This window comes from Tenacibaculum sp. MAR_2009_124, from assembly GCF_900105455.1.
Lineage (GTDB): Bacteria > Bacteroidota > Bacteroidia > Flavobacteriales > Flavobacteriaceae > Polaribacter.
In genome coordinates, this window is the sequence record NZ_FNSF01000001.1 from 1,343,049 (window position 1) to 1,367,073 (window position 24,025).

Here is a 24,025-nt window from a genome sequence, read left to right on the forward strand (position 1 = left end):
AATTGAGTTTTTCCAATTAAATTTATGTTAGTTTTTGTCTCTATTAGTTACATTTTTTAAGTGAATTATTTCTCTTAAAGTTTGTCTGTATTCTCTTTGTGGAGTTCCATAATAAGTACCTTTTTTTAAGGATTTCGAAACTCCTGTCTGCGCCATTAATACCGAACCTTTTTCAATTGTTATTCCACTTACGATACCAACCTGTCCCCAAATGGTTACTTCATCTTCAATTACGGTACAACCAGCAATTCCTGTTTGAGCTGCTATTAAACATTTTTTACCGATTACTGTATCATGTCCAATATGAACTTGATTATCAATTTTGGCTCCTTCTTTAATGGTTGTATCACCTGTAACACCTCTATCAATTGTACAAGAGGCTCCAAGTTCTACTCCATTTTCAAGAACAACTCTACCCCCTGATATTAATTTATCAAAACCTTCTGGTCTATTTTTATAATAAAAGGCATCACTTCCTAACACAGTATTTGAATGAATAATTACATTGTCTCCAACAATGCAATTATTATTGATAACAACATTGGCATGAATAATACAATCTTTACCAATTATGACATTATCGCCAATAAAAGCATTAGGCTGAATAGTGGTATTCATTCCTATAACTGCCGTATCAGATATACTTTGCTTTGAAGCAATAAATGGGTTAAAATGTATGGTTAGTTTATTAAAATCTCTAAACGGATCCTCAGAAATTAATAGAGTTTTACCTTCTGGGCATTTAACTTTTTTATTGATTAACACCGTGGTTGCCTTTGAATTTAAGGCCTTATCATAGTACTTAGGATGATCAACAAAAACAATATCTCCTTTTTCAACTACATGAATTTCATTAATCCCAGTAATTTCAAAGTTTTCATCTCCTACATATTCTGCATCGATTAAAGATGCTATTCCTTTTAAGTTTTGGGCTTTGCTAAATCTCATACAAATTAAAATTCCCGCTATTCGCGGGAATCATAAATTTTATTCTTTAATACGTTCTGTATAGGCACCTTTTTCGGTATCTATTTTTATTTTATCACCTTCGTTGATAAATAAAGGAACATTTATTCTTGCTCCTGTTTCAACGGTAGCTGGTTTTGTTGCGTTTGTTGCTGTATTTCCTTTAACACCTGGCTCGGTATGTGTTATTTCTAAAATCACATGAGAAGGCATTTCTACAGATAAAGGAGATTCGTCTTCTGTGTTAATTAACACAGTTACAATTTCACCTTCTTTCATTAAATCTGCTGCATCCAATACCGATTTCTGTAAGGTAATTTGATTATAATCAGCAGTATTCATAAAGTGATAATCTTCACCTTCCGCATATAAAAATTGAAATTTGTGAGTTTCTACTCTTACCTCTTCTATTTTATGTCCAGCTGAGAAAGTGTTATCAATTACCTTCCCTGAGGTAACACTTTTTAATTTTGTTCTTACAAAAGCAGGACCTTTTCCTGGCTTTACATGTAAAAACTCAATAACTTTAAAAATATCGTGACTATACTTAATGCATAATCCTTTTTTTATATCTGATGTTGTTGCCATTATATATTTTTTTAACTTGCTTTAAAATAACCTTTCATAATTCCTCTGTGAGAATCCTTTACAAATTGTAAAATTTCGTCTCTTTCTGAAGTCGCTTCCATTTCAGCTTCTATTATTGCTACAGCCTGAGTGTTATTATAATTCTTTTGATATAATATTCTATAAATATCTTGAATCTCTCTAATTTTATCAGTATCAAATCCTCGTCTTCTTAATCCAACGGAATTTATTCCTACGTATGATAAAGGTTCTCTAGCGGCCTTAACATATGGTGGTACATCTTTTCGAACTAGAGAGCCTCCTGTTACAAAAGCGTGACTTCCTACTGATGCAAATTGATGTACGGCTACCATACCAGCTAAAACTACATTATTTCCGACATTTACATGCCCAGCAAGTGTTGTATTGTTTGAGAAAATACAATTATCACCGACCATACAATCATGTGCAATATGACTATATGCCATAATTAAACAGTTATCACCAACTACCGTTTTCATTCTATCCGTAGTTCCTCTGTTAATGGTAACACATTCTCTTATTGTTACATTGTTACCAATAATTACTGAAGTATCCTCTTCATTATATTTTAAATCCTGAGGTATAGCAGAAACAACTGACCCAGGGAAAATTCGACAATTTTCTCCTATTCGTGCTCCTTCCATAATAGTAACATTAGACCCTATCCAAGTACCTGAACCTATTTCTACATTTGCATGAATAGTTGTAAAAGGTTCGATTACCACGTTCCTCGCTATTTTAGCTTGAGGATGAACGTACGCTAAAGGTTGATTCATAGAGTTTTATTTTACTTTTGATATTTGAGCCATCAATTGTGCTTCACAGACTAACTTTCCATTTGCATAACCATACGATTGCATATGACATATACCTCTTCTGATTGGAGCTATTAAATCAGCTTTAAAAATTAAAGTATCACCAGGTAATACTTTTTGTTTGAACTTAACATTATCCATCTTCATGAAATATGTTAAATAATTTTCAGGATCTGGAACAGTACTTAAAACTAAAATACCTCCACATTGCGCCATTGCTTCTACTTGTAAAACACCTGGCATAACTGGAGCACCTGGAAAATGACCTACAAAGAAATTTTCATTCATAGTAACATTTTTCATTCCGACAACGTGGGTATCGGAAAGCTCTATTATTCTATCAACCAACAAAAATGGAGGTCTGTGTGGAAGAATACTCATAATTTTATGAATATCCATTAAAGGCTCTTGATTCAAATCATATACAGGAACATTATTTCTTTTTTCCTGCTTGATTATCTTTGCTAATTTTTTTGCGAACAGAGTATTCACTGCATGCCCTGGTTTATTCGCTATAACTTTTCCTCTTATTTTGGTTCCAACCAAGGCTAAATCTCCAACTACATCAAGTAATTTATGACGTGCTGCTTCATTTGCCCAATGTAAAGTTAAGTTGTCTAAAATACCATTAGATTTCACCGAAATCTTGTCTTTCTTAAATGCTTTCTTTAAACGTTGCATTGTTTCATCGGATAATTCCTTATCTACATATACAATAGCATTGTTCAAATCTCCTCCTTTAATCAGATCATTCTCTAATAACATTTCTATTTCATGCAAAAAACTAAATGTTCTTGCTTGAGAAACTTCTTCTTTAAAATCTGAAATAGAATTTAACGTAGCGTTTTGAGTACCTAAAATTTTAGTCCCAAAATCAACCATGGTAGTCACCTGATACTCATCAGCTGGCATCAAAATAATTTCACTTCCAGTTGTTTCGTCCTTGTATGAAATTATTTCTTTCACCACATACTCACGAACCTCGGCTGTTTGCTCTACTATTTCAGCTTTTTCAAGTGCATCAATAAAATACTTCGATGATCCATCCATAATTGGAGGCTCTGATGCATTCATCTCAATAATAAGGTTGTCAATTCCTAAACCTACGGCAGCGGCCAAAACATGCTCAGATGTTTGAATTTGCACACCATTCTTTTCTAGGTTAGTTCCTCTTTGAGTGTTTGTTACATATTCTGCCCTTGCTTCAATTGTTGGCTTTCCTTCTAAATCTACTCTAACAAAGGCAAACCCATTGTTTTCTGGAGCTGGTTTAAAAGTCATTGTAACATCATTACCTGTATGTAATCCTACACCTGATAATGTAATCTCAGTTTTAATTGTTGTTTGCTTTTTACTCATTTTTGTTTCGTTGAGTATTCAACTCTTTTTCAATTTTATGAATTGTTGTTGCTATATTCGGTAAATTTTTAAAGTGCACATAAGACTTATTGTAGTCTGAGTACCCAAAAGCAGGAGATCCTTGAACAACGTCTCCATCTTTTAAACTTCTTCCTATTCCGGATTGGGCTTGAATCCTCACATTATTCCCTATAATAATATGTCCAACAATTCCAACCTGACCTCCAATCATACAAAACTCTCCAACTTTCGTTGAACCAGCAATACCCGTTTGAGACGCTATTACCGTGTTTTTTCCGATTTCTACATTGTGAGCTATTTGAATTTGATTATCCAATTTAACTCCTTTTCTAATAACTGTTGACCCTAATGTTGCTCTGTCAATAGTACAATTGGAACCAATATCAACGTTATCTTCAATGATAACATTTCCTATTTGAGGAACAGCCTTATAATTACCATTTTCATCTGGAGTAAACCCGAATCCATCAGAACCTATAACGCTTCCTGAGTGAATTTTACAATTGTTCCCTATTTGTGATTCAGAATATATTTTCACTCCAGCAAAGAATGTGCAATTGTCTCCTATAGTTACATTATCTCCTATATAGGAATTAGGATAAATTTTAACGTTATTTCCAATGGTAACGTTGTCACCTATATATGAAAAAGCCCCTATATATTCACTTTCGCCGATTTTAGCTGAATCTGATATACTGTGAGGGTTTTCACGTCCTGATTTATTATTCTTAACTTCATTATAAAACGCTAGCAACTTCGAAAAAGCTTTATAAGCATCTTCCACCTTAATTAAGGTTGCGCTAACCTCTTTTTCTAAAGATAAATCTTTATTAACTATGGCTACACTCGCTTGTGTTGTATATATATACGGTGTGTATTTCGGATTTGACAAAAAAGTTAATGATCCTTCTTCACCTTCTTCTATTTTAGATAATTTTGAAACCTCAGTTTCTGGACTTCCTACAACCTCTCCTTCTAAAATCTCTGCTATTTGTTTTGCTGTAAATTTCATTAATGGCAAAAGTAGTTATTTTTGTTTAATTACATTCTATCAACTAAAAGTTCATAGATTACACATGCATCTTAGGATAACACATGAAATATTTGGTTACTTGTTTGGTTAAAACTTGTACATTTAATTGATCCGATGCTTTGGCTATATCTTTAAGCTTTCCTTTTTTCGTGTAAATCACTATCGGTTTCTCTGTATTGTATGCTTGATTACGGATTCTACCAGAAAACACAAAATATTCTAATTCATTATCAGCAAGCCCAAGTTCTTCCTTAAACCTTCCTTTTATTTTATTTTGATAGGCCTCCGTAAAAGGTTTTTCTTGCAACTCTATTTTTAACAAATCTCTGTGGATAATCATTTTTGACAAACTTGATAAAACAAAATCATCATGGCTAATCCACTCTTTAATAGATAATAGAACATCATAGTCATCTAATCTAGCAAAAACCTCTAGTGTATCTTCGGTAAAATTGTCTTCAGTTATTTCTGTATACAAAAAATGTTTAAGTGCCTTACTGGCAAATAACTCTACTCCTTTACTAGCTAGCTCCTTTGCTCTTTTTAAGAGACTTACTAAGATGTTTTCAGCTACAAGTCCTGTTTTATGCAAGTACACCTGCCAATACATCAAACGTCTTGCTATTATAAACTTCTCTACAGAGTAAATACCTTTCTCTTCTATGACAAGCTCATCATCCACCACATTCATCATCGTTATTATTCGTTCTGATGAAACATTACCTTCGGCTACACCTGTATAAAAGCTATCTCTTTTTAAGTAATCTAAGCGATCAATATCTAACTGACTCGAGATAAGCTGACATAAAAATTTCCTAGAATACTTTCCTTCAAAAATTTCAATAGCCAAATCAAGTTTCCCTTCAAATTCTACATTTAAAGCTCTCATAAATTTTAATGAAATTTCTTCATGAGAAATACCACTGACAATACTATGCTCTAATGCATGAGAAAATGCTCCATGACCAATGTCATGCAATAAAATAGCAATACATGTGGCATTACATTCATCTTCAGAAATTGATACATTTTTTGACTGTAGAACGCGTATTGCCTTCTCCATAAGATGCATACATCCAATAGCATGATGAAACCTTGTATGGTTCGCTCCTGGGTAAACCAAGTTCGAAAGTCCCATTTGAGTAACCCTTCTCAATCGTTGAAAATATGGGTGCTCAATAATGTCAAAAATTAAAGTGTTTGGTATTGAAATTAATCCGTAAACCGGATCATTTAATATTTTTAATTTGTTCGTGTATATCTTAGTCAAAATAGTTAAATCCTTCAATTTTAAGCAAAAGAATTACAATTAATTAATAAAAACAAATTACTATCGGTATTATTAACTTATTTTTAGCTTTTATACATACAAGAAAACTGAATTTAAACGTTTATTTAGCACATATTAAACATTCTTTATGCGAAAAATTGATATTCTTTGGGTTGACGATGAAATAGATTTACTAAAACCTCATATTTTATTTTTAGAAAAAAAAAATTACCAGGTAACTTCATGTACCAATGGTGCTGATGCCATAGATTTGGTAGGTGAACAAAATTTTGATATCGTTTTTCTTGATGAAAATATGCCTGGAATTACAGGTTTAGAAACGTTGTCTTCTATCAAACAAATTAATTCAAATCTTCCAGTTGTTATGATTACAAAAAGTGAGGAAGAATATATTATGGAAGAAGCCATTGGATCTAAAATTGCAGATTATTTAATAAAACCTGTGAATCCTAATCAAATACTATTAAGTTTAAAAAAGAATCTCGATCATTCAAGATTAATCTCTGAAAAAACAACCTCTAATTATCAACAAGAATTTAGAAAAATAGCCATGGACTTAGCTATGGTTAATTCTTATGAAGATTGGATTGACATGTATAAAAAACTTGTTCATTGGGAATTAGAACTTGAAGATATTGATGATAGCGGTATGTTAGAGATTTTGAAATCTCAAAAAACAGAAGCGAATACACAGTTTTTTAAATTTATTAAGAAAAATTATCAAAATTGGCTAAACGGTGATGATAGCCCTACTTTTTCGCATACTTTATTTAAAGATTATGTGGTTCCTAACCTTTCAAGTGATCAAGGTGTTTTGTTAGTCGTTATTGACAACCTGCGTTACGACCAATATAGAATTCTAGAACCTTTTATCAATAACTATTATAAAAAGGAAGAAGAAAACTCGTACTTCAGTATATTACCAACGGCGACTCAGTATGCTAGAAATGCATTATTCTCTGGTTTAATGCCTTCGGAAATGGAAAAAAGGTATCCGCAGTATTGGAAAAATGATACTGATGAAGGTGGAAAAAATTTATTTGAAGCAGAGTTTTTAGAATCTCAAATAAAAAGACTAGGATTAAATATTAAGCATAGTTTTCATAAAATAACAACTTTAAAAGCCGGTAAAGATCTTGCCGATAATTATAACACCACAAAACAAAATGATCTAACGGTTATTGTTTATAATTTTGTAGATATGCTATCTCATGCCAAAACGGAGATGGAAGTTATTAAAGAATTGGCTGGAGACGACAAGGCTTATAGATCATTGACAGTAAGCTGGTTTAAAAACTCTCCTTTGTTTGAAATGATTCAGAAAGCCCAAAAACTTGGTCAAAAACTGATCATCACAACAGATCATGGAACTATTAACTGTAAAACGCCAACAAAAGTAATTGGAGATAAAAACATAAGCTCTAACTTACGTTATAAAACAGGTAGAAGTTTATCATATGAAAATAAAGATGTGTTTGCCGTTAAAAATCCTAAAGATATATTTTTACCTGCGGTAGCTATTAATAGCCCTTTTATTTTTACAAAAGAAGATTTATTCTTTGCCTATCCAAATAACTACAATCACTTTGTCAAATACTATAAAAACACTTATCAGCACGGAGGAGTATCGTTAGAAGAAATTATTATTCCTTGTAGTATTTATTCACCTAAGTAATTTTATGAAGAAGATAAAGATAGTTTTCATCGTACTTTTTATGAGTTCTTTTTGTTATTCGCAAAAAGATGAAGTAACCTTAAGCGATGCAGCTATTTCAATAACAAAAGATGAAGTAACTTATGATCCTAGCTATTTTTCTATAACGTATCCAAACGGGGACATCCCTTTAAATAAAGGGGTGTGTACCGATGTTGTTATTCGATCATTTCGAAAATTAGGTATTGATTTACAGAAACTAGTCCACGAAGAAATGAAACATAACTTTCATTTATATCCTAACATATGGGGATTAAAAAGGACTGACACTAATATTGACCACAGAAGAGTTCCTAACCTTATGATTTTCTTTAAAAGAAAAGGACTTGTAAAAAAAATTACGAAGAACTCATCAGACTATAAACCTGGTGATATTGTTTGCTGGAATTTATATGGTGGCGTAACTCATATTGGTATTGTAATAAACAAAAAATCAAAGGATAAAGAGAGATATTTAATCGTTCATAATATTGGCAGTGGACAAGTAATTGCCGATTGTTTATTTGACTATAAAATTATTGGGCATTACAGATATCCAAACTAAATTTTTATTACATAGTTAAGTTATTTATTTTTGTTCTTATGAATAAAAACTATTCTTTAAATGAGCTTCATTCAATAGCTAAAATGGTTATTGAAAATGCTAAGAGTAAAACACTTTTATTTTATGGGGAAATGGGTGTTGGTAAAACAACTCTAATCAAAGAACTTTGTAAGTTACTTGGAGTTGAAGATGTTACGAACTCTCCTACATTTTCTCTTGTAAATGAATATAAAACGAATCAAGACTCTTCTGTTTTTCATTTTGATTTCTACCGAATCGAAAATGAAGAAGAAGCGTATGATATAGGCCTTGAAGATTACCTTTATAGTAACCATTGGTGCCTTATCGAGTGGCCACAGAATGTAAAAAATTTACTACCTTTAGAATCAGTTATTGTTGAAATTACCCAATTAAGTGATGGTCAGCGTAACATTCAATTAAAAACCAACTCATGAGTTCAATATCATCTCCATTTACAAAGGAACAATTAATACCGCAACCCGAAATGCTTGAAATAAAAAAGCAAAAGGGGGAGTTGTTTATTGGAATACCTAAAGAAACTCATTTCGAGGAAAAGCGAATTAGTCTAACACCTGATGCTGTTTCTGCCTTAGTCGCACATGGACACAGAATTGTTATAGAAACTGGTGCCGGTGATGGTGCTAACTATAGTGATAAAGAATATTCTGATGCAGGTGCAAAAATTTCTTATGATACTAAAGAGGTTTTTGGATGTAATATTGTACTCAAAGTTGAGCCACCTTCATTAAACGAAATTAAAATGTTAACTCCACAGTCCGTTTTAATTTCTGCTCTTCAATTAAAAACTCAAAAGAAGAAGTATTTCGAGGCGTTAGCAAAGAAAAGAATTACTGCAATAGCTTTTGATTATATAAAAGACGAACTGGGAACTTATCCGATAGTAAAATCTTTAAGCGAAATAGCAGGGATTGCTACCATGCATATTGCTTCGGAATTAATGTCGAACGCAAATGGAGGAAACGGATTGTTATTAGGGAATATAGGAGGTGTTCCTCCTAGCGATGTTGTTGTTATTGGAGCTGGAACTGTTGGAGAATTTGCAACCAAATCTGCAGTGGGATTGGGTGCGAGAGTTAAGGTATTTGACAACTCCATATCACGTTTAAGGAAACTACAAAACTGTATACATTCTCCTATTTACACGTCAACCATTCAACCTAAAACACTTCTTAAGGCACTTAGAAGATGTGATGTTGCTATTGGAGCTTTAAGAGGTGAAGATCGATCTCCTGTTGTTGTAACAAAACAAATGATCGAACAAATGAAAGATGGAGCCGTTATTGTTGATGTAAGTATTGATAGAGGTGGGTGCTTTGAAACCTCACAAGTTACAACACATAGCAATCCTACTTTTATTGATAATGGTGTTATTCATTACTGTGTTCCTAATATACCTTCTAGGTATGCAAGAACCGCCTCTTTTTCTATTAGTAATATTTTCACACCTTATATCCTTCAAATAGCCGAAGATGGTGGCTTCGAAAATGCCGCTAGATTTGATAAATCCTTAAGAAATGGCATGTATTTTTATCATGGAATTCTTACAAACAAAACCGTAGCGGATTGGTTTGATCTACCTTACAGAGATATTAACTTATTGTTTTTATAAAATAAATAGGTGTGTACTATTAAGCTACACACCTATTATCAAAATTCATTAAATTGTTGGCTTTACTTTAGAAAGGTATAAAGGCAGACACTTTGTAAAACTCATCACTTTGCGATACATCTGTATTTAATACTGATCCTCCCGACATTCTGAAAACAATTCCATTATCAAGCTTTAGCTTTAACGATCCTCCTAACCATTGATATATTTGAAGGTTTTCAGCTCCCTCGTTTCTTGTTATATCCAAAGTTTCATAAAATGCTCCTACTACTACGCGATCACTCACCTTAATTCCAGGTGCTAACCAATTTAAAACGTAATCTTTTGTCAAAATATTTGCATTATCTCTTATGGATTTATAATACGCTATATATCCTTCAAAATCTATAATAGAATCACCATAATTTACGTAAAGACTAGGTATAATTCCTTCACCTAACCTAGTTCCTGTACTATTTGATAAAAACTTACCACTGGCAAATCCGATAGACGGATTTAAGTATAACTTATCATTAAATGCTTTGAATCCAATACCTGCAGCTACTTCCAATAAAAGGTCACTTCCAGAATTTAAATTCCCAAAAGCTCCATTTGTCCAAAAAATGCTATACATGGTAATATCAAACTTTTTGTTGGTTTCAAAGTTTGCGAAAAATATTGGGTAAAACCCTGCTGCACTGTTATGAATAATTTTAGCGGCAAAACTAGTTTTATTCTTTTTCTCTTTTGTATTATCTTGAGAATATGCTACACTTGTTATTAAAAATACTATTACTAAGGTTACGATTGATTTTTTCATAATTATAAGGTTTAGTTTAAAAATGAGTTGATTAATTCCGAAACATGTCCATGTTCTTTTTCAAGATGTATATGATGTCCACCTTCAATCCATTGAATGTCGACGTTTCTAAAGTTTTCGATTCTTGAACTGAATAAGCCAGTAGAAAAGAGTCCTTGTTTACCTAAAATAATTCTAGTTTTACATGTAATTTTTTTGATAAACTGCACTACTTGCTCTTCGGTTATTCTATAATATTCTGGAAGAACAACTTTAGGGTCATGTGACCATCTAAAGCCCCCTGACACTTTTTTTAGTCCGCGTTCAATAAGTATAGAAGCTGCTTTATATGAAATAGGGCTTATTCTATTATCTACTCTATTTTGAATGGCTTCTTTTCTATTAATAAATGTTACCGAATCCTGTTTCGAAAAACCATACAATTGGGCTTTTTGTGCCATTTTAAATTGCTTATATGCCCTTGTGAAATTTGTTACGATTTCATTTTTATTATTAATAAATGGTGGCCCTAGCCCATCAATAAAAATTAATTTATTAATGCGATTTGGAAAAGCGCCAGAAACTAATGACGCAACCCCAGAACCAAGTGAGTGAGCAATTAATGTGCAGGTTTTCCACTGCAATGCATCTAGGCAATTAAGAACATCGATAGCATGGTCCCATAAATAATAATTAGCATTTGTACTTCGATGATCAGAAATACCATGTCCAGCCAAATCAATAGCGATAACATAATGATCTTTAGAAAGTTCTGGAGCTATTTTATCAAAAGTATTTGCATTATCTAACCATCCATGAATAGCTAAAATTCGATTTGAGCAATTTGCATCTCCCCAACTCTTACCTCTAAAAGTAAAGTTGTTTACTTCAATTTCGATATAGTTACTCATATCACGAAATTTTCACTTTTCCTTCCATTTGCTCAACTTCGCTCAAGGCTCTTTCTTTTAAACCTATAAGATCGAATTTTCCGTTAATGGTTTTCGGCAAACTTGATATAATTGAAATATATTCTGGAACTTTGAATGCTTCAAGGTTATTTTTACATATACCTTTTATATGGTCTTCACTTATCTCCATTCCATCTTTCAGAACAACGAATGCATATAAAACATCACCATAACTACTATGAGGCACTCCTACGATAGCTACAGAATTTACCTCCTCAATAGTTCCTATAAAATCTTCAACCTCTTTTGGACTCACTTTTATCCCTCTAGATTTTATGATATGATCCATTCTACCTTTAAAGTACAAATACCCATCTTCATCTAAAGAGCAGTAATCTCCAGTATATAAAACTTTTTCCCCCATAATAGGGCCGTCTTTTAATTTTTCCGCAGTCTTTTCAGGTTTATTCCAATACCCTCTCATCACTGTTGCTCCTCTAATTACGAGCTGGCCGATAGTATTTGCTTCTTCAATTTTATGGTCATTTTCATCAACTAACCACAATTCAGTATTAGGAATGGCTATCCCCACACTATTTAGCTTTTTATCAATATCTTCTGGTGGTAAATACGTACACCTTTTGCACTCTGTAAGTCCATACATTGAGAAAATTTCTGCATTTTCAAAAATATGTTGCACCATTTTTATATTGGTTCTAGTAAGTGCTGCACCAGTATTGGTTACTTTACGAATACTTGATAAATTGAACTTTTTATTTTTGTCCTGATCATGTAGTAACGTTACCAAAGTAGGAACTGCCGGAAGAATTGTAGCTTTTTCTTTCTCAATTTTTTTCAATAAGAAAATAGGCCAGGTAGATTCTTTTTCAAGAAGAAGATTGGCTCCAGTGGATATTGACATAATCATTTGATACAAACCATAATCAAAAGACAGTGGCAATACACATAACACTTTATCATTACTATTGTATCCTAAATACGTATTTAATGAATGCGTTGCTGTGATCATATTTTGATGAGTTAGCATAACCCCTTTCGGTTCTCCTGTTGAACCAGAAGTATATATAATTGATGCCAAATCAACACTTAAATTACCTACAGGGTTAAAGCTTTTGCTTGCATTTGAAATTGCAGACTCAAATCCTTCAACAAAATTACTTCTTAGGCTTTCAGGCAATTTCGGTACGATTACTTTTTCCAAACTACCATTCCCTAGTAATTCTAAATTTTCTTCTAGAATAATCTGATTCGTAAACAGAACTTTAGCTTGAGAGTCATTAATAATATAGTCTATTTTATCGGGTTTTAACTCTGCACTTAAAGGAATAACAATTGCTCCTGCTTTTAAAATACTCCAAAACGAAATTACCGTTTCTATTGTATTTCCAAATAGTATAATTATTCTATCCCCTCTTTTGACTCCAATACTTTGTAAGTATGCTGTCAGTTGATTCGATTTCTCTTCAATGTCTTTAAAAGTGAACTTAGTGTCACCATAAGTTACTGCTGTTTTATTAGGTAAATTCGCAGCACTACGATCTAATAATTGGTATAACTGTGTTATCATTTGTATGCTTTTTACAAAGCACTTTTTCACTTCAAATTAGGCATAGATATCCCATGAACCTTTTTTGATAAAAGATTTTATGATACTAACAAGGCAATAATATCCCTGCTCTACCATTTATGATTTCAAATTACTGTAAAAGAAAATCTTTGTTTTTTATTCCTTATACACCTTATAAACAACCTTAGTTTATCTTTCTTTTTCTACTGAAGAAGAAATGAAAAAAAGGCATTTTAATGGGGTAATTTCAGATTGTAAATGGTATAGTATATTGAACTCGTTTAAACGAATTCATTTAGTATTACACTAACTTAAAAGTGAAAAAGTGTTTTATTAATTAACCTTATTTATTCAACTTCAGTAGTTACAAGACTCAATGAACCCATTACATAATCATAAATAGTTTGTAATGTATTAAAATGTCTTGCTTCAATTGTATCTGGATTCACTTCGAATCCTTGAATATTATCTTCTAAATAAGTTAAAAAAAACATAGATGACAAAGAATCTATTCCTAGGTCATTCTTTAAGTGAGAATTTAACTTTATGGCATCATAGTTCAAGTTAGGAATACTATCCATTAAACCATCTTTAATTATATTTAGTATATCTGAATTACTCATTTTTGCTTAGTTTTAATTGTATTTTATTTGTCTAATACTGGGGTTTGAACATTGAAATTTACCAGAACCTGTCTCTCTATCATATCCTTAGGTTTATCTTTCTTTCTGATAAGGTGCATTTCATCGTTATAAACTAATATTTCAGCAGGAAACCCATGACTATGAAACAATCCTGGAGAAGAAGTAGGTCCATAGGCTCCTGATGATTTTACAACCAAAATATCAGAAACATTCACTTCTTTTAATTTTATATTCCTACCTAAAATATCATCAGGACTACATAATGGCCCTGATACCTGGTATTCAAACTCTTTAGCGTCCACATCAGCAGAAATATTCTCCATTGGGAAGTTTCTCTTTACAACACGTCCTGAACCAGCAGCTGCTGAATGACAGTTGGTTCCCCCATCTGTAATAACAAAAGTTTTATTATGGTTTACTTTTATGTTATTTACCTCCACAGCCAAATAACCAGCTGTTCCTAAGATAAATCGACCAGATTCCATAATAATTCTAGTTTCAGGGTATGTTGCATGAAATTCCTCAAACAAAGGCTTCATCAAGTCTTCAAACTTCTGAATATCTAAAGGTGTTTGATTTGCGAAATAAGGAATTCCCATTCCACCTCCTACATCAACCATACTGAATTTCGTTCCGTATTTTTTAGTTATGGTATCATATAAATTCAAAATGTATCTGGTGTTTTGGAATACAGATTCTGCATCTAAAATACTCGTGCCATTGTATACATGTATCCCTCTAATGTTTATATTAGGTACCTGTAAATACGTTCCGAAATTTTCAACTGCGTGTTTTTCATCGATTCCAAATTGAGTAGGCCTTCCTCCCATTTTCCATGGAGATCCATCTGCGGAAAAATCAGGGTTCAATCGAATCGCTACGTTTGCGGTAACTCCCATTTCCTTTGCTAAGTTTGAAACACGTTCTAATTCTGTTTCAGACTCAATTACTAAAGCAAAAATGTTTAATTCTAACGCTCTTTTAAGTTCATATTCCTTTTTACAAGGACCTAAGAAGATAATATCTTCCGGTATAGATCCTGCTTTTAAGGCAATTTCCATTTCTGTTAATGAACACACTTCGGTACAAGCTCCCTTAGTTCTTAGTAAATGTACTAATGATACATTTGGGTTTACCTTAAGCGCGTAAAATACATCCACAAATTCAGGAAGAGCGTTCTTTAAACTTTTATAATTTTTGATAATTTGTTCACCATCGTAAAGGTATGATGGCGTGCCATGCAGTCTTGCGGCTTTTAGAAGCCTTAAGTTATTTATATTCATAAAAGGGTTTTTAAATGAATTCTATTATTATAATATTTTCTTATTTGTCCGAGTTAAACATATCATACTCGATTAACCATTTGCCATTTTCTTTTTTCCAAAGGATGATATAAGACCCTTCAAAAATGTGCTCTTTTTGAGTGTTTACATATCCAAGCATATGACATCTTTGAAATGCTACATCCATATCACCAAAGAATTCTAATTCGTCCTGAAAAAATGCCACTCTGTCAACACCTTTAACACTTTCTTTAAACTCTTTTTCGATATCAGCTCTACCCAATCTAGGCTTTTTACCTGGCTTCATGAATACAGCACCAACCGTTGTATATTCTTCAGAAATACCTTTTGGATCTTTGTTTACCCACTTTGTTTCAAACCGTCTATCCGCTATGTCAATAAGTTTCGCATTTACTAACAGATCTTGTTTGGAAAATTGGTTTGAGCCATAATAGCTAACGACGGAATTTTTGTACTTAATCTCGATGTTTCTTAGTGATTTAGACTCTTTAAACGAATAAATCATGGTTCCGATTAGCACGGATAAACCTACAAGGATAATGACTCTTGCTTTTTTTGTTTTCATGGTAATAAATTTTAATTAATAAATTGGTTTTAGATCCTTAAAAAGAAACTTATGAGGAAGAAAAAAAGGTTAAAAAAAGACAATAGAATAGCTTTCTATCGAATGTTAATTGATAGTTGTTTTTATTTCCCCGTAAAATCTTTTTATAGAATTGTAATTGTTGTCGTTGTAATTTTTTAGAGCTTACATTTTATTAACACTTTTTTTGTATTTATCACACTAATAAAGGTTAATTAATTACACTTTTGCTTCATAACCCTATAATTTCTTAATAAGAACACAGAGAGTTAAGCACCTAAGTTACGGCTCTGAAATAGAGCTAACAAGCTTCTAATTTACAGTTGAAAAATATGATAATTTAAACTTTAATTGGAGCGTATTGACACCAAATATAATTCCCTAAAAACGTTTGGAATAAATAGTGTGATTTCCCCCTAAAGTATCTCCCTAAACTCTTTAAATACTCAGTCAAGAAGACCAAATTCTTTTTTACTTTTCGCATATTATTTAAATATTTTTTATTGATTTAATCACTAATAGTTTTACCGAAATTATTAACTCATTTCTTCTTTATAGAATTAAAAAAGTCAATAAACAATTACAAGGGGGAGTACAAAAGGTTATTTAGACTACTGTTTTTTACTTAAAAAAATAGATTCATTAAAAAAATTAATGTCTCAATTACAAGTAGCTTATTGTAAAACAATTAAGTCCGGCAAACATAATTAGGTAAAATTCTCAAAAACTTTGGTGACGTATGTTTGAAGTATTGATTAGAGCAAAAACAACATAATATGTCTAGTTTGAGACATATACAATATTAAAATTAATTAAAGATCATATAAACATTAATTAATAGTTAAAAAACAGACTATTAAATACCACTCATTATCTATATTAAAGGCTATATTTTTGAATATATAGATGCATTAATATATTTGCTAATCGTAAAATGTAAAAATTTCACCAAACAGAAAAACAACAAAACAATACAATTCTTCGATTTATTTGTTAGTAGAACATTATATTTATCTCTACTTTTGCCCAGTAAATATAAATTATGCAGTTACTAAAACGTTTTGGTTATTATTTTATCGGTGTGGCTCTTGGATCAATGGCTGTTCTCTACTTTTGGAAAAATAAAAAAGTAACATTCGATTACGGAATGGATGCTAGAACATTAAAATCAATTCGAATAAAAAAGCGTATTTATTCGAATAACGCTAAAGAAGTATTACAATTAAAAAACATCGATACTTCTTATATAACTGCCGTCCTTACAAGAGGCGATGTCGACTTTTCTAAAAGCAAACCTAGGCAAAAACCTTGTGCTGAGTATTATATTACAGGAAAAGACAGCTTAGAGTCTATGAGTGTTTACGTGGTTCGTTGTGACTCTACAGCTACCATTAAAGATATATTTTTAAAGTAAGGCAAGACTATTGTCTTTTTATAATTTCTGATGTTTTTTTTATCATGGAATATTAGTTCGCGTGGTTTTTACGAAATAAAATATTCATAGAACTCTTTTAAACTTTTTGAGTTTAAAAGAGTTCACAGAAAGCAGTATTCAGTTATAAAAAATTTCATACAGCGTGAATTTTAATACTTAGCCGTAACCTAACTTCAAGTTACCATTTTAAGTATACAAGATCAATATTTTAAAAAATTCAATACAAATCCCAGAGCATTTTAATCTCATTCAATGAGTTAAGCTATTCTAAAAAACAACAAGGCTGCAAAGAAATACTTCTTTACGGCCTTGTTATTTATACATAACCAGTTTTAAAGGGCTATAACAAATCCCGTAAAACTAATGATATTATTTTTTTCTGCCCTTTTTGGTTAATATATTCTATTGTTACTCTGCTACCTTTCTTTGTTAGAAGTTCGTTGTATTTCGATAGAGTCCTGTTTTCATCATTTATTCTCAGAATTTTATCACCAATTCTTAGCCCTTTTTTGTAAGCAGGAGTACTTTTATCTACTCCAGCAACTAGAATATCTTTTCCGTCCTTTTTTAGCTTTATTCCTGTTAATGGAAATTTGAACTGTTCTGAATAAAGCTTATTTGGTTTTAAGTAAAGTTCTTTTTTATCATAATCTAAAACTATCGTAAATCTTTTTATGATTTTAGCCCCCATAATCCCCATAAATTCAGGCATGGCTGTAACACCACCTTTACTATTTGACAAAGAAATAGCTAGATCTTCAAAAGTATATTCTCCTATAGTAAGTGATTTTATTCTAATAATTTCAGAAACTGACGAACTACCCAGACCTTGAGATTCATTACGAATAATTTTATCCACTTTATTTCTAATACCGTTCTCGGTTACAAATGGAGTGTTTACCAATAAAGTTAACCCTGCTCCACTATCGAAAAGTATTGAGCCTGTATAACTTTCACCGTTTGTTAGTGTATAATTGATATTGAACTGAGGAATGGGAATGCCACGATTAAAAGAAAATGGAATTTTAGTAAAACCATCTAAATCAACATTTCTTAATTTATTATAAAGTATCAATTTGTTGTTTTCATAATCTATTTTTGTAATGTATTTTGATAGTATAGAATAGCCCATAATCCCATCCAAATGTTTCCCAAATACATTATTTAAATTGGATAAATCTTTCAATACTAAATTCGTATTATCAAATTTAACCCTGTTCGTTAAGTGTAACGTTTGATTAAGAGCAATATCATAGCTTTCAACACCCGAAGCTCCATCTATTTTTTGCTGGTAATTTCCTTTTATTCCAATTTCATCTGCAATTTTCTTATCAATTAAATCAGCTGTAGCCCCAGTATCGAAAACAAAATCTAACTCTCGATCCAAATTATTGACTTTTACTTTAATAAAAGTATGTCCGCCTGGTTCAATATCCATGGGGATTTCCACAACTTGACTAAGTAATTTTGTGGTACCTACAAAAACGAGAAGTAAAAGAAAACTGTATTGTTTCATGCTAACTTATTTATATTACAAATTAACAAAAGTAAAAAACACTAAAAAGTTACTCGATGCAAAAAAATGTTAATTAATGTTAATCCATTTTTACTTTCGGTATTTATCATGCAAACCGATTCCAGCTACAATTAAAGGAATAATTTTTTCAATTCTCTTTAGTTTTGTGTTCTCTCTTTTAGCTTCAGAAATATAGTCCGTGAATTCCCTTTTTTTACTTAAAGTAAACGCTTCAAATTTTATTTTAACTTCAGCATTTTCTATAAATAATTTCTCCAATTCTTCTGGAACTAGTAAAGGCTTAGTATTTCTTTGGGCTTTCATTACTTTTCCTTCTTCGGAATTTTTCATCGCTTCAAGGACGTACTCTTTAACCAAGTCAACATCAATTTCGGTTATATTATTAAACCTCCATTGCCTCATGGCTTTTGTCTTTCCTTCCTGGGCATTTATTAAAACTTTATGATCATCTTTTAAAAAGACTCCTTGATGAAACCAAATACCAATATAACCTTTAAAGGCTGACATCCCCATGATGTTTTTCTCTTTATGAATATATGCTGGAATTCCCCATTTCACATCCTCTTTCAAGCCTAATTCCAATAAAACAGAACGCAGGAGATTTAACTCCTGCGTCCAGTTCATATTTTTATTTATGTAATCGGTTATTCTTGCATCCATTATTTATGCATGAGAATTATCATTTAATGAAAGCATCCAGTTAACGCCAAATTTATCACACAACATTCCAAATTTACCTCCCCAAAAAGCAGGCTCTAATGGCATTAGTACTTTTCCTTCTTCTGAAAGACCATTAAAAATGGCTATAGCCTCATCTTCATCATCAGTATTTATACTTACTGCAAAATTATTTCCATTATTAAATGGCTCTTTATCACTTACAAAATCGGAAGCTAAAATAGCTCTATCACCAATTTCAAGAGTTGAATGCATAATCAATTCATAAACAGACTCTGGTAAGTCCTTTCGAACTTCTTCTGGAGCATCTTTAAAAGGCATCATCATCGTAATATCTCCTCCTAAAACATCTGCATAATAGTTCATCGCTTCCTCGCAATTACCATTAAAATGAAGATAGGTATTTAATTTCATAATAATAAAGTTACATGTTAATTTGCTATATCACTGGTAAATTTTATTCTCATTAATCGAAGTTCTTCATCATCATAGTCTCCGTCAAATTCATCCATTGCTTCTTGAATTTTATCGGTTTCAGCCTCCATGAAGTAATCATATATTTCTTCCTGCTGATCCTCATCAAACAAATCATCTATAGCATAGTCTATGTTTAATTTCGTTCCAGAAAACACAATTGCTTCCATTTCTTTTATCAGCTCTGACATTTGAAGCCCTTTTGAACTTGCTATATCTTCTAAGGGAAGTTTTCTATCAGTATTCTGAATAATATATAATTTCAATCCAGAATTAACTCCAGTACTCTTCACAATTAGGTCGTCAGGACGAACAATTTCATTTTCATCTACATAAGCTAAAATTAACTTTATAAAGTCATTCCCATATTTTTTAGCTTTCCCCTCACCTACTCCATGAACTTTTGATAACTCTTCCAGTGATATTGGATATTTTAAAGCCATATCATCAATAGAAGGATCTTGAAAAACAGCAAAAGGAGGTACTCCCAACTTTTTACCTACTTTTTTTCTTAGATCTTTTAACATTGCTACCAATTTGGCATCAACACCGCCTCTAGAAGATTTTGTATTCGTTATAATCGTACCATCATCATCGGTTGCATATACATGATTTTCTGTCATTAAGAAAGAAGAAGGATTCTTTATAAACTCTTTTCCTTCTTTCGTTATTTTCAATACACCGTATTGTTCAATTTCCTTTCTAATAAAATCAGTTACTAATACTTGGCGTATTAAGGCATTCCAATAATGTACATCCTTATCTTTCCCTATTCCAAAGAAAGGCTGAGAAGGTGTTTTGTGCGATTTTAATAAAGCGTTTTCGTTACCAATTATAGTATTTACTACTTCTTTTGGTTTATACATTTCATTAGTATCAACGATCACAGATAATAGTTTGACAACTTCATCTTGCGCTTCCGATCTTTTCTTTGGGTTACGCATATTATCATCCATATCCGCTCCTTCCCCTTTTACTTCATCAAATTCTTCTCCAAAATAATGAAGTAAATACTTTCTTCTATTCATGGACGTTTCCGCATAACCAACAACTTCTTGCAGTAATGCATGTCCCACTTCCTGTTCGGCAACGGGCTTATTCGCCATGAATTTCTCTAATTTTTCAATATCTTTATATGAGTAGAAAGTTAAACAGTAACCTTCTCCTCCATCTCTTCCAGCTCTTCCTGTTTCTTGATAATAACTTTCTAAACTTTTTGGAATATCATGATGTATAACAAATCGAACATCGGGTTTATCTATTCCCATACCAAAAGCAATGGTAGCTACTACAACATCACAATCTTCCATTAAGAACATGTCTTGATGTTTTGCTCTTGTTTTTGCATCTAAACCTGCATGATATGGAACCGCATTAACACCATTTACCTGAAGTACTTGGGCTATTTCTTCCACCTTTTTTCTACTCAAACAGTAGATAATTCCAGATTTGTTGGTGTGCTGTTTTATAAATTTTATAATATCTTTTTCAATATCTTTCGTCTTTGGCCTCACTTCATAAAATAAGTTAGGTCTATTAAACGAAGCTTTAAAGACACTCGCATCAGACATTCCTAAGGTTTTCAGAATATCTTCCTGAACCTTTTCAGTTGCTGTTGCTGTTAATCCGATAATGGGAACATTATCTATTTGTTTTATAATACTTCTTAAATTTCTATACTCAGGTCTGAAATCATGCCCCCATTCCGAAATACAATGCGCTTCGTCAATGGCTACAAAAGAGATTTTTTGAGCTCTTAAAAACTCTACATATTCCTCTTTAATTAATGATTCAGGTGCTACATATAGCAATTTTGTGATACCGTTTTCAATGTCCGTTTTTACTTGATTTACTTCCGTTTTATTTAACGAAGAGTTTAGCACATGCGCAATACCATGATTCTCAGATATACCTCTTATGGCATCTACCTGATTCTTCATCAAAGCTATCAAAGGAGAAATCACAATAGCGGTTCCCTCTTTCATAAGCGCTGGCAATTGATAACAAAGTGATTTTCCGCCCCCGTTGGCATTATCACAAAAGTATTTTTGTTATTTAAGATGTTATTCACAACACCTTCTTGTAAACCTTTGAATTTACTGAATCCAAAAATTTTCTTTAACGATTTATACAAATCCGACTGCTCTATATCCATCTTTTTTAGAACAAAATTAAAAACTAAAACTAATTTATAAAAAAATCCCGATAAAAAGGGATAATCTTTATTTTATGAGAAATGATAGCTAAAATATTTCTATTTTTACAACTTCATTCGACATTTAAATTTTACACCTTGAAAAATTATAATGATATCCTTTCATCCGCTAAAGAGACTATCCTTTTGCAAAGTAATGCTGTTGCTAATTTAGTAAATTTATTAGACAAATCATTTGCTGAAGCGGTTAACTTTATTCTAAATTCCAATGGTAGAGTTATCGTTACTGGAATTGGTAAAAGTGCAAACATCGGAACAAAGATCGTAGCCACCTTAAACTCAACGGGAACGCCTGCCGTTTTTATGCATGCAGCCGATGCAATTCATGGAGATTTAGGGAACGTTCAAAAAAATGATACTGTTATATGTATTTCTAAAAGTGGAAACACTCCTGAAATAAAAGTGTTGGTTCCTTTGATAAAAAATTCAAGCAATAAAATTATTGCTATCACTGGAAATCCAGATTCTTTTTTAGGTAAAAATGCAGACTTTCTTTTAAATTCTTATGTCGAAAAAGAGGCTTGCCCTAATAACTTAGCACCTACTACAAGTACTACGACACAATTGGTTATGGGAGATGCTTTAGCTGTATGCTTATTGCAATTAAGAGGTTTTTCTAGCAGTGATTTTGCTAAATATCATCCTGGTGGAGCTTTAGGGAAGCGTTTATATTTACGTGTTTCAGATTTAATAGAAAACAATGAAATTCCGAAGGTTTCTTCTTCAGATACCATTACCAAAGTAATTATTGAAATTTCTGAGAAGAGATTGGGTGTCACGGCTGTTGTAGATGATAAAAATAAAGTGATTGGTATTATTACCGATGGCGATATTAGACGTATGCTAAGTAAAACAACCAAAATAGACGAACTTACAGCTAATGATATTATGAGTAAAAACCCTAAATCTATTCATGTAGATGCCATGGCTGTTGATGCTTTGGATACCTTAGAAAATAATAGTATTACTCAAATATTGGTTACTGATAATACTGATGAATATGTAGGTGTTGTTCATTTACACGATTTAATTAAAGAAGGAATATTTTAAATATGGCGACAAAAGAAATGTCCTTTTTAGATCATCTTGAAGAATTAAGATGGCATTTGGTTAGAAGTTTTGCTGCTATTTTTATTATAGCCATTGCAATTTTTGCGAATATCAATTTTGTGTTCGACAAAATTTTATTGGCTCATTTACAGCCTGATTTCTCAACCTATCAGTTTTTTTGCAAAGCTTTTAGTGCTATTAGTATTGATAGTAGCTTTTGTAATATCACTTTTAAACAAACGCTTCAAGCGCTTAATCCAACGCAACAATTAATGACCGCTATTTGGTCGTCATTAGTTTTGGGCTTTGTTATTTCTTTCCCTTATATGTTATGGGAATTTTGGCGTTTTGTGGCTCCTGGATTACATACTACTGAACGTAAAAAATCAAGAGGTTTTATTTTTACGGCATCGTTATTATTTTTCTTAGGTGTTTTGTTTAGTTATTATGTTATTCTTCCAATGTCTGTGTATTTCTTTTATAATTTTGAAATCTCAACGGCAGTTGAAAACAACTTTAAACTCGACGCTTATATTAGTTTAATAACAAATACCATTTTAGGTGTCGCTGTTTTTTTTGAGCTACCAGTTGTTATCTTTTTCTTAGCACGAATAGGACTCGTAACACCACAATTTTTACGAAAATATCGCAAGCATGCCTTGGTTGTTGTCTTAATATTATCAGCTATTATTACTCCACCAGATGTGGCCAGTCAAATTATTGTTTCAGTACCTATTATGATTTTATATGAACTAAGCATTTATGTAGCGAGTTTTGTCTTAAAAAAACAGCTGAAAAATGCCCCAAAAAGTCCAAGAGTTTAAT

The 24,025-nt window shown here is 31.9% G+C and carries 22 protein-coding genes and 1 pseudogene; 7 read left to right on the forward strand and 16 right to left on the reverse strand.

Features of this window, described 5'->3' with window-relative positions:
• Positions 1 to 27 precede the first annotated feature (27 nt).
• Genes BLW23_RS04970 through BLW23_RS04995 form a run of 6 tightly spaced genes read right to left on the reverse strand, consistent with a single transcriptional unit; the run spans position 28 to position 6,091 of the window.
• On the reverse strand, positions 28 to 948 hold the full coding sequence (locus BLW23_RS04970; protein ID WP_093668114.1) for a UDP-3-O-(3-hydroxymyristoyl)glucosamine N-acyltransferase: 921 nt from the start codon (positions 946 to 948) through the stop codon (positions 28 to 30).
• 39 nt (positions 949 to 987) lie between these two features.
• On the reverse strand, positions 988 to 1,554 hold the full coding sequence (efp, locus tag BLW23_RS04975) for an elongation factor P (RefSeq protein WP_093668115.1): 567 nt from the start codon (positions 1,552 to 1,554) through the stop codon (positions 988 to 990).
• Between the two features lie 11 nt (positions 1,555 to 1,565).
• Positions 1,566 to 2,351, reverse strand: a complete 786-nt coding sequence (gene lpxA / locus BLW23_RS04980) for an acyl-ACP--UDP-N-acetylglucosamine O-acyltransferase (RefSeq protein WP_093668116.1) — start codon at positions 2,349 to 2,351, stop codon at positions 1,566 to 1,568.
• Positions 2,352 to 2,357: 6 nt separating this feature from the next.
• Positions 2,358 to 3,749: a bifunctional UDP-3-O-[3-hydroxymyristoyl] N-acetylglucosamine deacetylase/3-hydroxyacyl-ACP dehydratase gene (locus tag BLW23_RS04985; RefSeq protein ID WP_093668117.1), complete on the reverse strand. Its 1,392-nt coding sequence runs from the start codon at positions 3,747 to 3,749 to the stop codon at positions 2,358 to 2,360.
• The gene (lpxD, locus tag BLW23_RS04990; protein ID WP_093668118.1) at positions 3,742 to 4,782 is read right to left on the reverse strand and encodes a UDP-3-O-(3-hydroxymyristoyl)glucosamine N-acyltransferase; all 1,041 of its coding nucleotides are present in this window, start codon (positions 4,780 to 4,782) and stop codon (positions 3,742 to 3,744) included. Before lpxD ends, BLW23_RS04985 begins: the two co-directional genes overlap by 8 nt.
• A 58-nt stretch (positions 4,783 to 4,840) precedes the next feature.
• A complete protein-coding gene (locus tag BLW23_RS04995) occupies positions 4,841 to 6,091 on the reverse strand; it encodes an HD domain-containing protein (RefSeq protein ID WP_093668119.1) in 1,251 nt (416 codons plus the stop codon).
• A gap of 130 nt (positions 6,092 to 6,221) precedes the next feature.
• Between BLW23_RS04995 and BLW23_RS05000 the strand changes: the two genes are divergently transcribed.
• From BLW23_RS05000 to BLW23_RS05015, 4 genes are read left to right on the forward strand one after another with little or no spacing between them, the layout of a single operon-like run.
• A complete protein-coding gene (locus BLW23_RS05000; RefSeq protein WP_093668120.1) occupies positions 6,222 to 7,769 on the forward strand; it encodes a T9SS response regulator signal transducer PorX in 1,548 nt (515 codons plus the stop codon).
• Between the two features lie 40 nt (positions 7,770 to 7,809).
• The gene (locus tag BLW23_RS05005) at positions 7,810 to 8,352 is read left to right on the forward strand and encodes a DUF1287 domain-containing protein (RefSeq protein WP_255362737.1); all 543 of its coding nucleotides are present in this window, start codon (positions 7,810 to 7,812) and stop codon (positions 8,350 to 8,352) included.
• A gap of 38 nt (positions 8,353 to 8,390) precedes the next feature.
• Complete coding sequence (tsaE, locus tag BLW23_RS05010; RefSeq protein WP_093668122.1) at positions 8,391 to 8,807, forward strand: tRNA (adenosine(37)-N6)-threonylcarbamoyltransferase complex ATPase subunit type 1 TsaE; 417 nt, start codon at positions 8,391 to 8,393, stop codon at positions 8,805 to 8,807.
• The gene (locus tag BLW23_RS05015) at positions 8,804 to 10,003 is read left to right on the forward strand and encodes an alanine dehydrogenase (protein ID WP_093668123.1); all 1,200 of its coding nucleotides are present in this window, start codon (positions 8,804 to 8,806) and stop codon (positions 10,001 to 10,003) included. The genes tsaE and BLW23_RS05015 overlap by 4 nt, the downstream gene beginning before the upstream one ends.
• A gap of 67 nt (positions 10,004 to 10,070) precedes the next feature.
• Here the strand turns inward: BLW23_RS05015 and BLW23_RS05020 are convergent, their stop codons facing one another.
• From BLW23_RS05020 to BLW23_RS05045, 6 genes are all read right to left on the reverse strand, one after another.
• Positions 10,071 to 10,802, reverse strand: a complete 732-nt coding sequence (locus tag BLW23_RS05020) for a DUF6733 family protein (RefSeq protein ID WP_093668124.1) — start codon at positions 10,800 to 10,802, stop codon at positions 10,071 to 10,073.
• An 11-nt stretch (positions 10,803 to 10,813) separates the two neighbouring features.
• Positions 10,814 to 11,692, reverse strand: coding sequence for an alpha/beta fold hydrolase (locus BLW23_RS05025; RefSeq protein ID WP_093668125.1), 879 nt, complete (start codon positions 11,690 to 11,692; stop codon positions 10,814 to 10,816).
• 1 nt (position 11,693) lies between these two features.
• A complete protein-coding gene (locus tag BLW23_RS05030) occupies positions 11,694 to 13,280 on the reverse strand; it encodes a class I adenylate-forming enzyme family protein (RefSeq protein WP_093668126.1) in 1,587 nt (528 codons plus the stop codon).
• Between the two features lie 347 nt (positions 13,281 to 13,627).
• Positions 13,628 to 13,903, reverse strand: a complete 276-nt coding sequence (locus BLW23_RS05035; RefSeq protein WP_093668127.1) for an acyl carrier protein — start codon at positions 13,901 to 13,903, stop codon at positions 13,628 to 13,630.
• Positions 13,904 to 13,926: 23 nt separating this feature from the next.
• Positions 13,927 to 15,207: a diaminopimelate decarboxylase gene (gene lysA, locus BLW23_RS05040; protein ID WP_093668128.1), complete on the reverse strand. Its 1,281-nt coding sequence runs from the start codon at positions 15,205 to 15,207 to the stop codon at positions 13,927 to 13,929.
• Between the two features lie 40 nt (positions 15,208 to 15,247).
• On the reverse strand, positions 15,248 to 15,793 hold the full coding sequence (locus BLW23_RS05045) for a YybH family protein (RefSeq protein ID WP_093668129.1): 546 nt from the start codon (positions 15,791 to 15,793) through the stop codon (positions 15,248 to 15,250).
• Between the two features lie 1,060 nt (positions 15,794 to 16,853).
• On the opposite strand from BLW23_RS05045, the gene BLW23_RS05050 reads away from it, so the two are divergent.
• A complete protein-coding gene (locus BLW23_RS05050) occupies positions 16,854 to 17,225 on the forward strand; it encodes a DUF4258 domain-containing protein (protein WP_093668130.1) in 372 nt (123 codons plus the stop codon).
• 361 nt (positions 17,226 to 17,586) lie between these two features.
• Here the strand turns inward: BLW23_RS05050 and BLW23_RS05055 are convergent, their stop codons facing one another.
• The 4 genes and pseudogenes from BLW23_RS05055 to recQ all read right to left on the reverse strand — a co-directional run bounded on the left by BLW23_RS05055 (position 17,587) and on the right by recQ (position 22,090).
• A complete protein-coding gene (locus tag BLW23_RS05055; RefSeq protein ID WP_093668131.1) occupies positions 17,587 to 18,762 on the reverse strand; it encodes an aspartyl protease family protein in 1,176 nt (391 codons plus the stop codon).
• Between the two features lie 90 nt (positions 18,763 to 18,852).
• Positions 18,853 to 19,443 carry a YdeI/OmpD-associated family protein gene (locus BLW23_RS05060; RefSeq protein ID WP_093668132.1) on the reverse strand — a complete coding sequence of 197 codons (591 nt, stop codon included), beginning with the start codon at positions 19,441 to 19,443 and terminating at the stop codon, positions 18,853 to 18,855.
• 3 nt (positions 19,444 to 19,446) lie between these two features.
• On the reverse strand, positions 19,447 to 19,875 hold the full coding sequence (locus BLW23_RS05065) for a VOC family protein (RefSeq protein WP_218134030.1): 429 nt from the start codon (positions 19,873 to 19,875) through the stop codon (positions 19,447 to 19,449).
• A gap of 17 nt (positions 19,876 to 19,892) precedes the next feature.
• Positions 19,893 to 22,090, reverse strand: a pseudogene (recQ, locus tag BLW23_RS05070) (DNA helicase RecQ).
• A gap of 138 nt (positions 22,091 to 22,228) precedes the next feature.
• Here recQ and BLW23_RS05075 point away from each other — a divergent pair.
• Both BLW23_RS05075 and tatC read left to right on the forward strand, forming a co-directional pair.
• Positions 22,229 to 23,200, forward strand: coding sequence for a KpsF/GutQ family sugar-phosphate isomerase (locus tag BLW23_RS05075; RefSeq protein ID WP_093668134.1), 972 nt, complete (start codon positions 22,229 to 22,231; stop codon positions 23,198 to 23,200).
• Between the two features lie 2 nt (positions 23,201 to 23,202).
• A complete protein-coding gene (gene tatC / locus BLW23_RS05080; RefSeq protein WP_093668135.1) occupies positions 23,203 to 24,024 on the forward strand; it encodes a twin-arginine translocase subunit TatC in 822 nt (273 codons plus the stop codon).
• Position 24,025 lies beyond the last annotated feature (1 nt).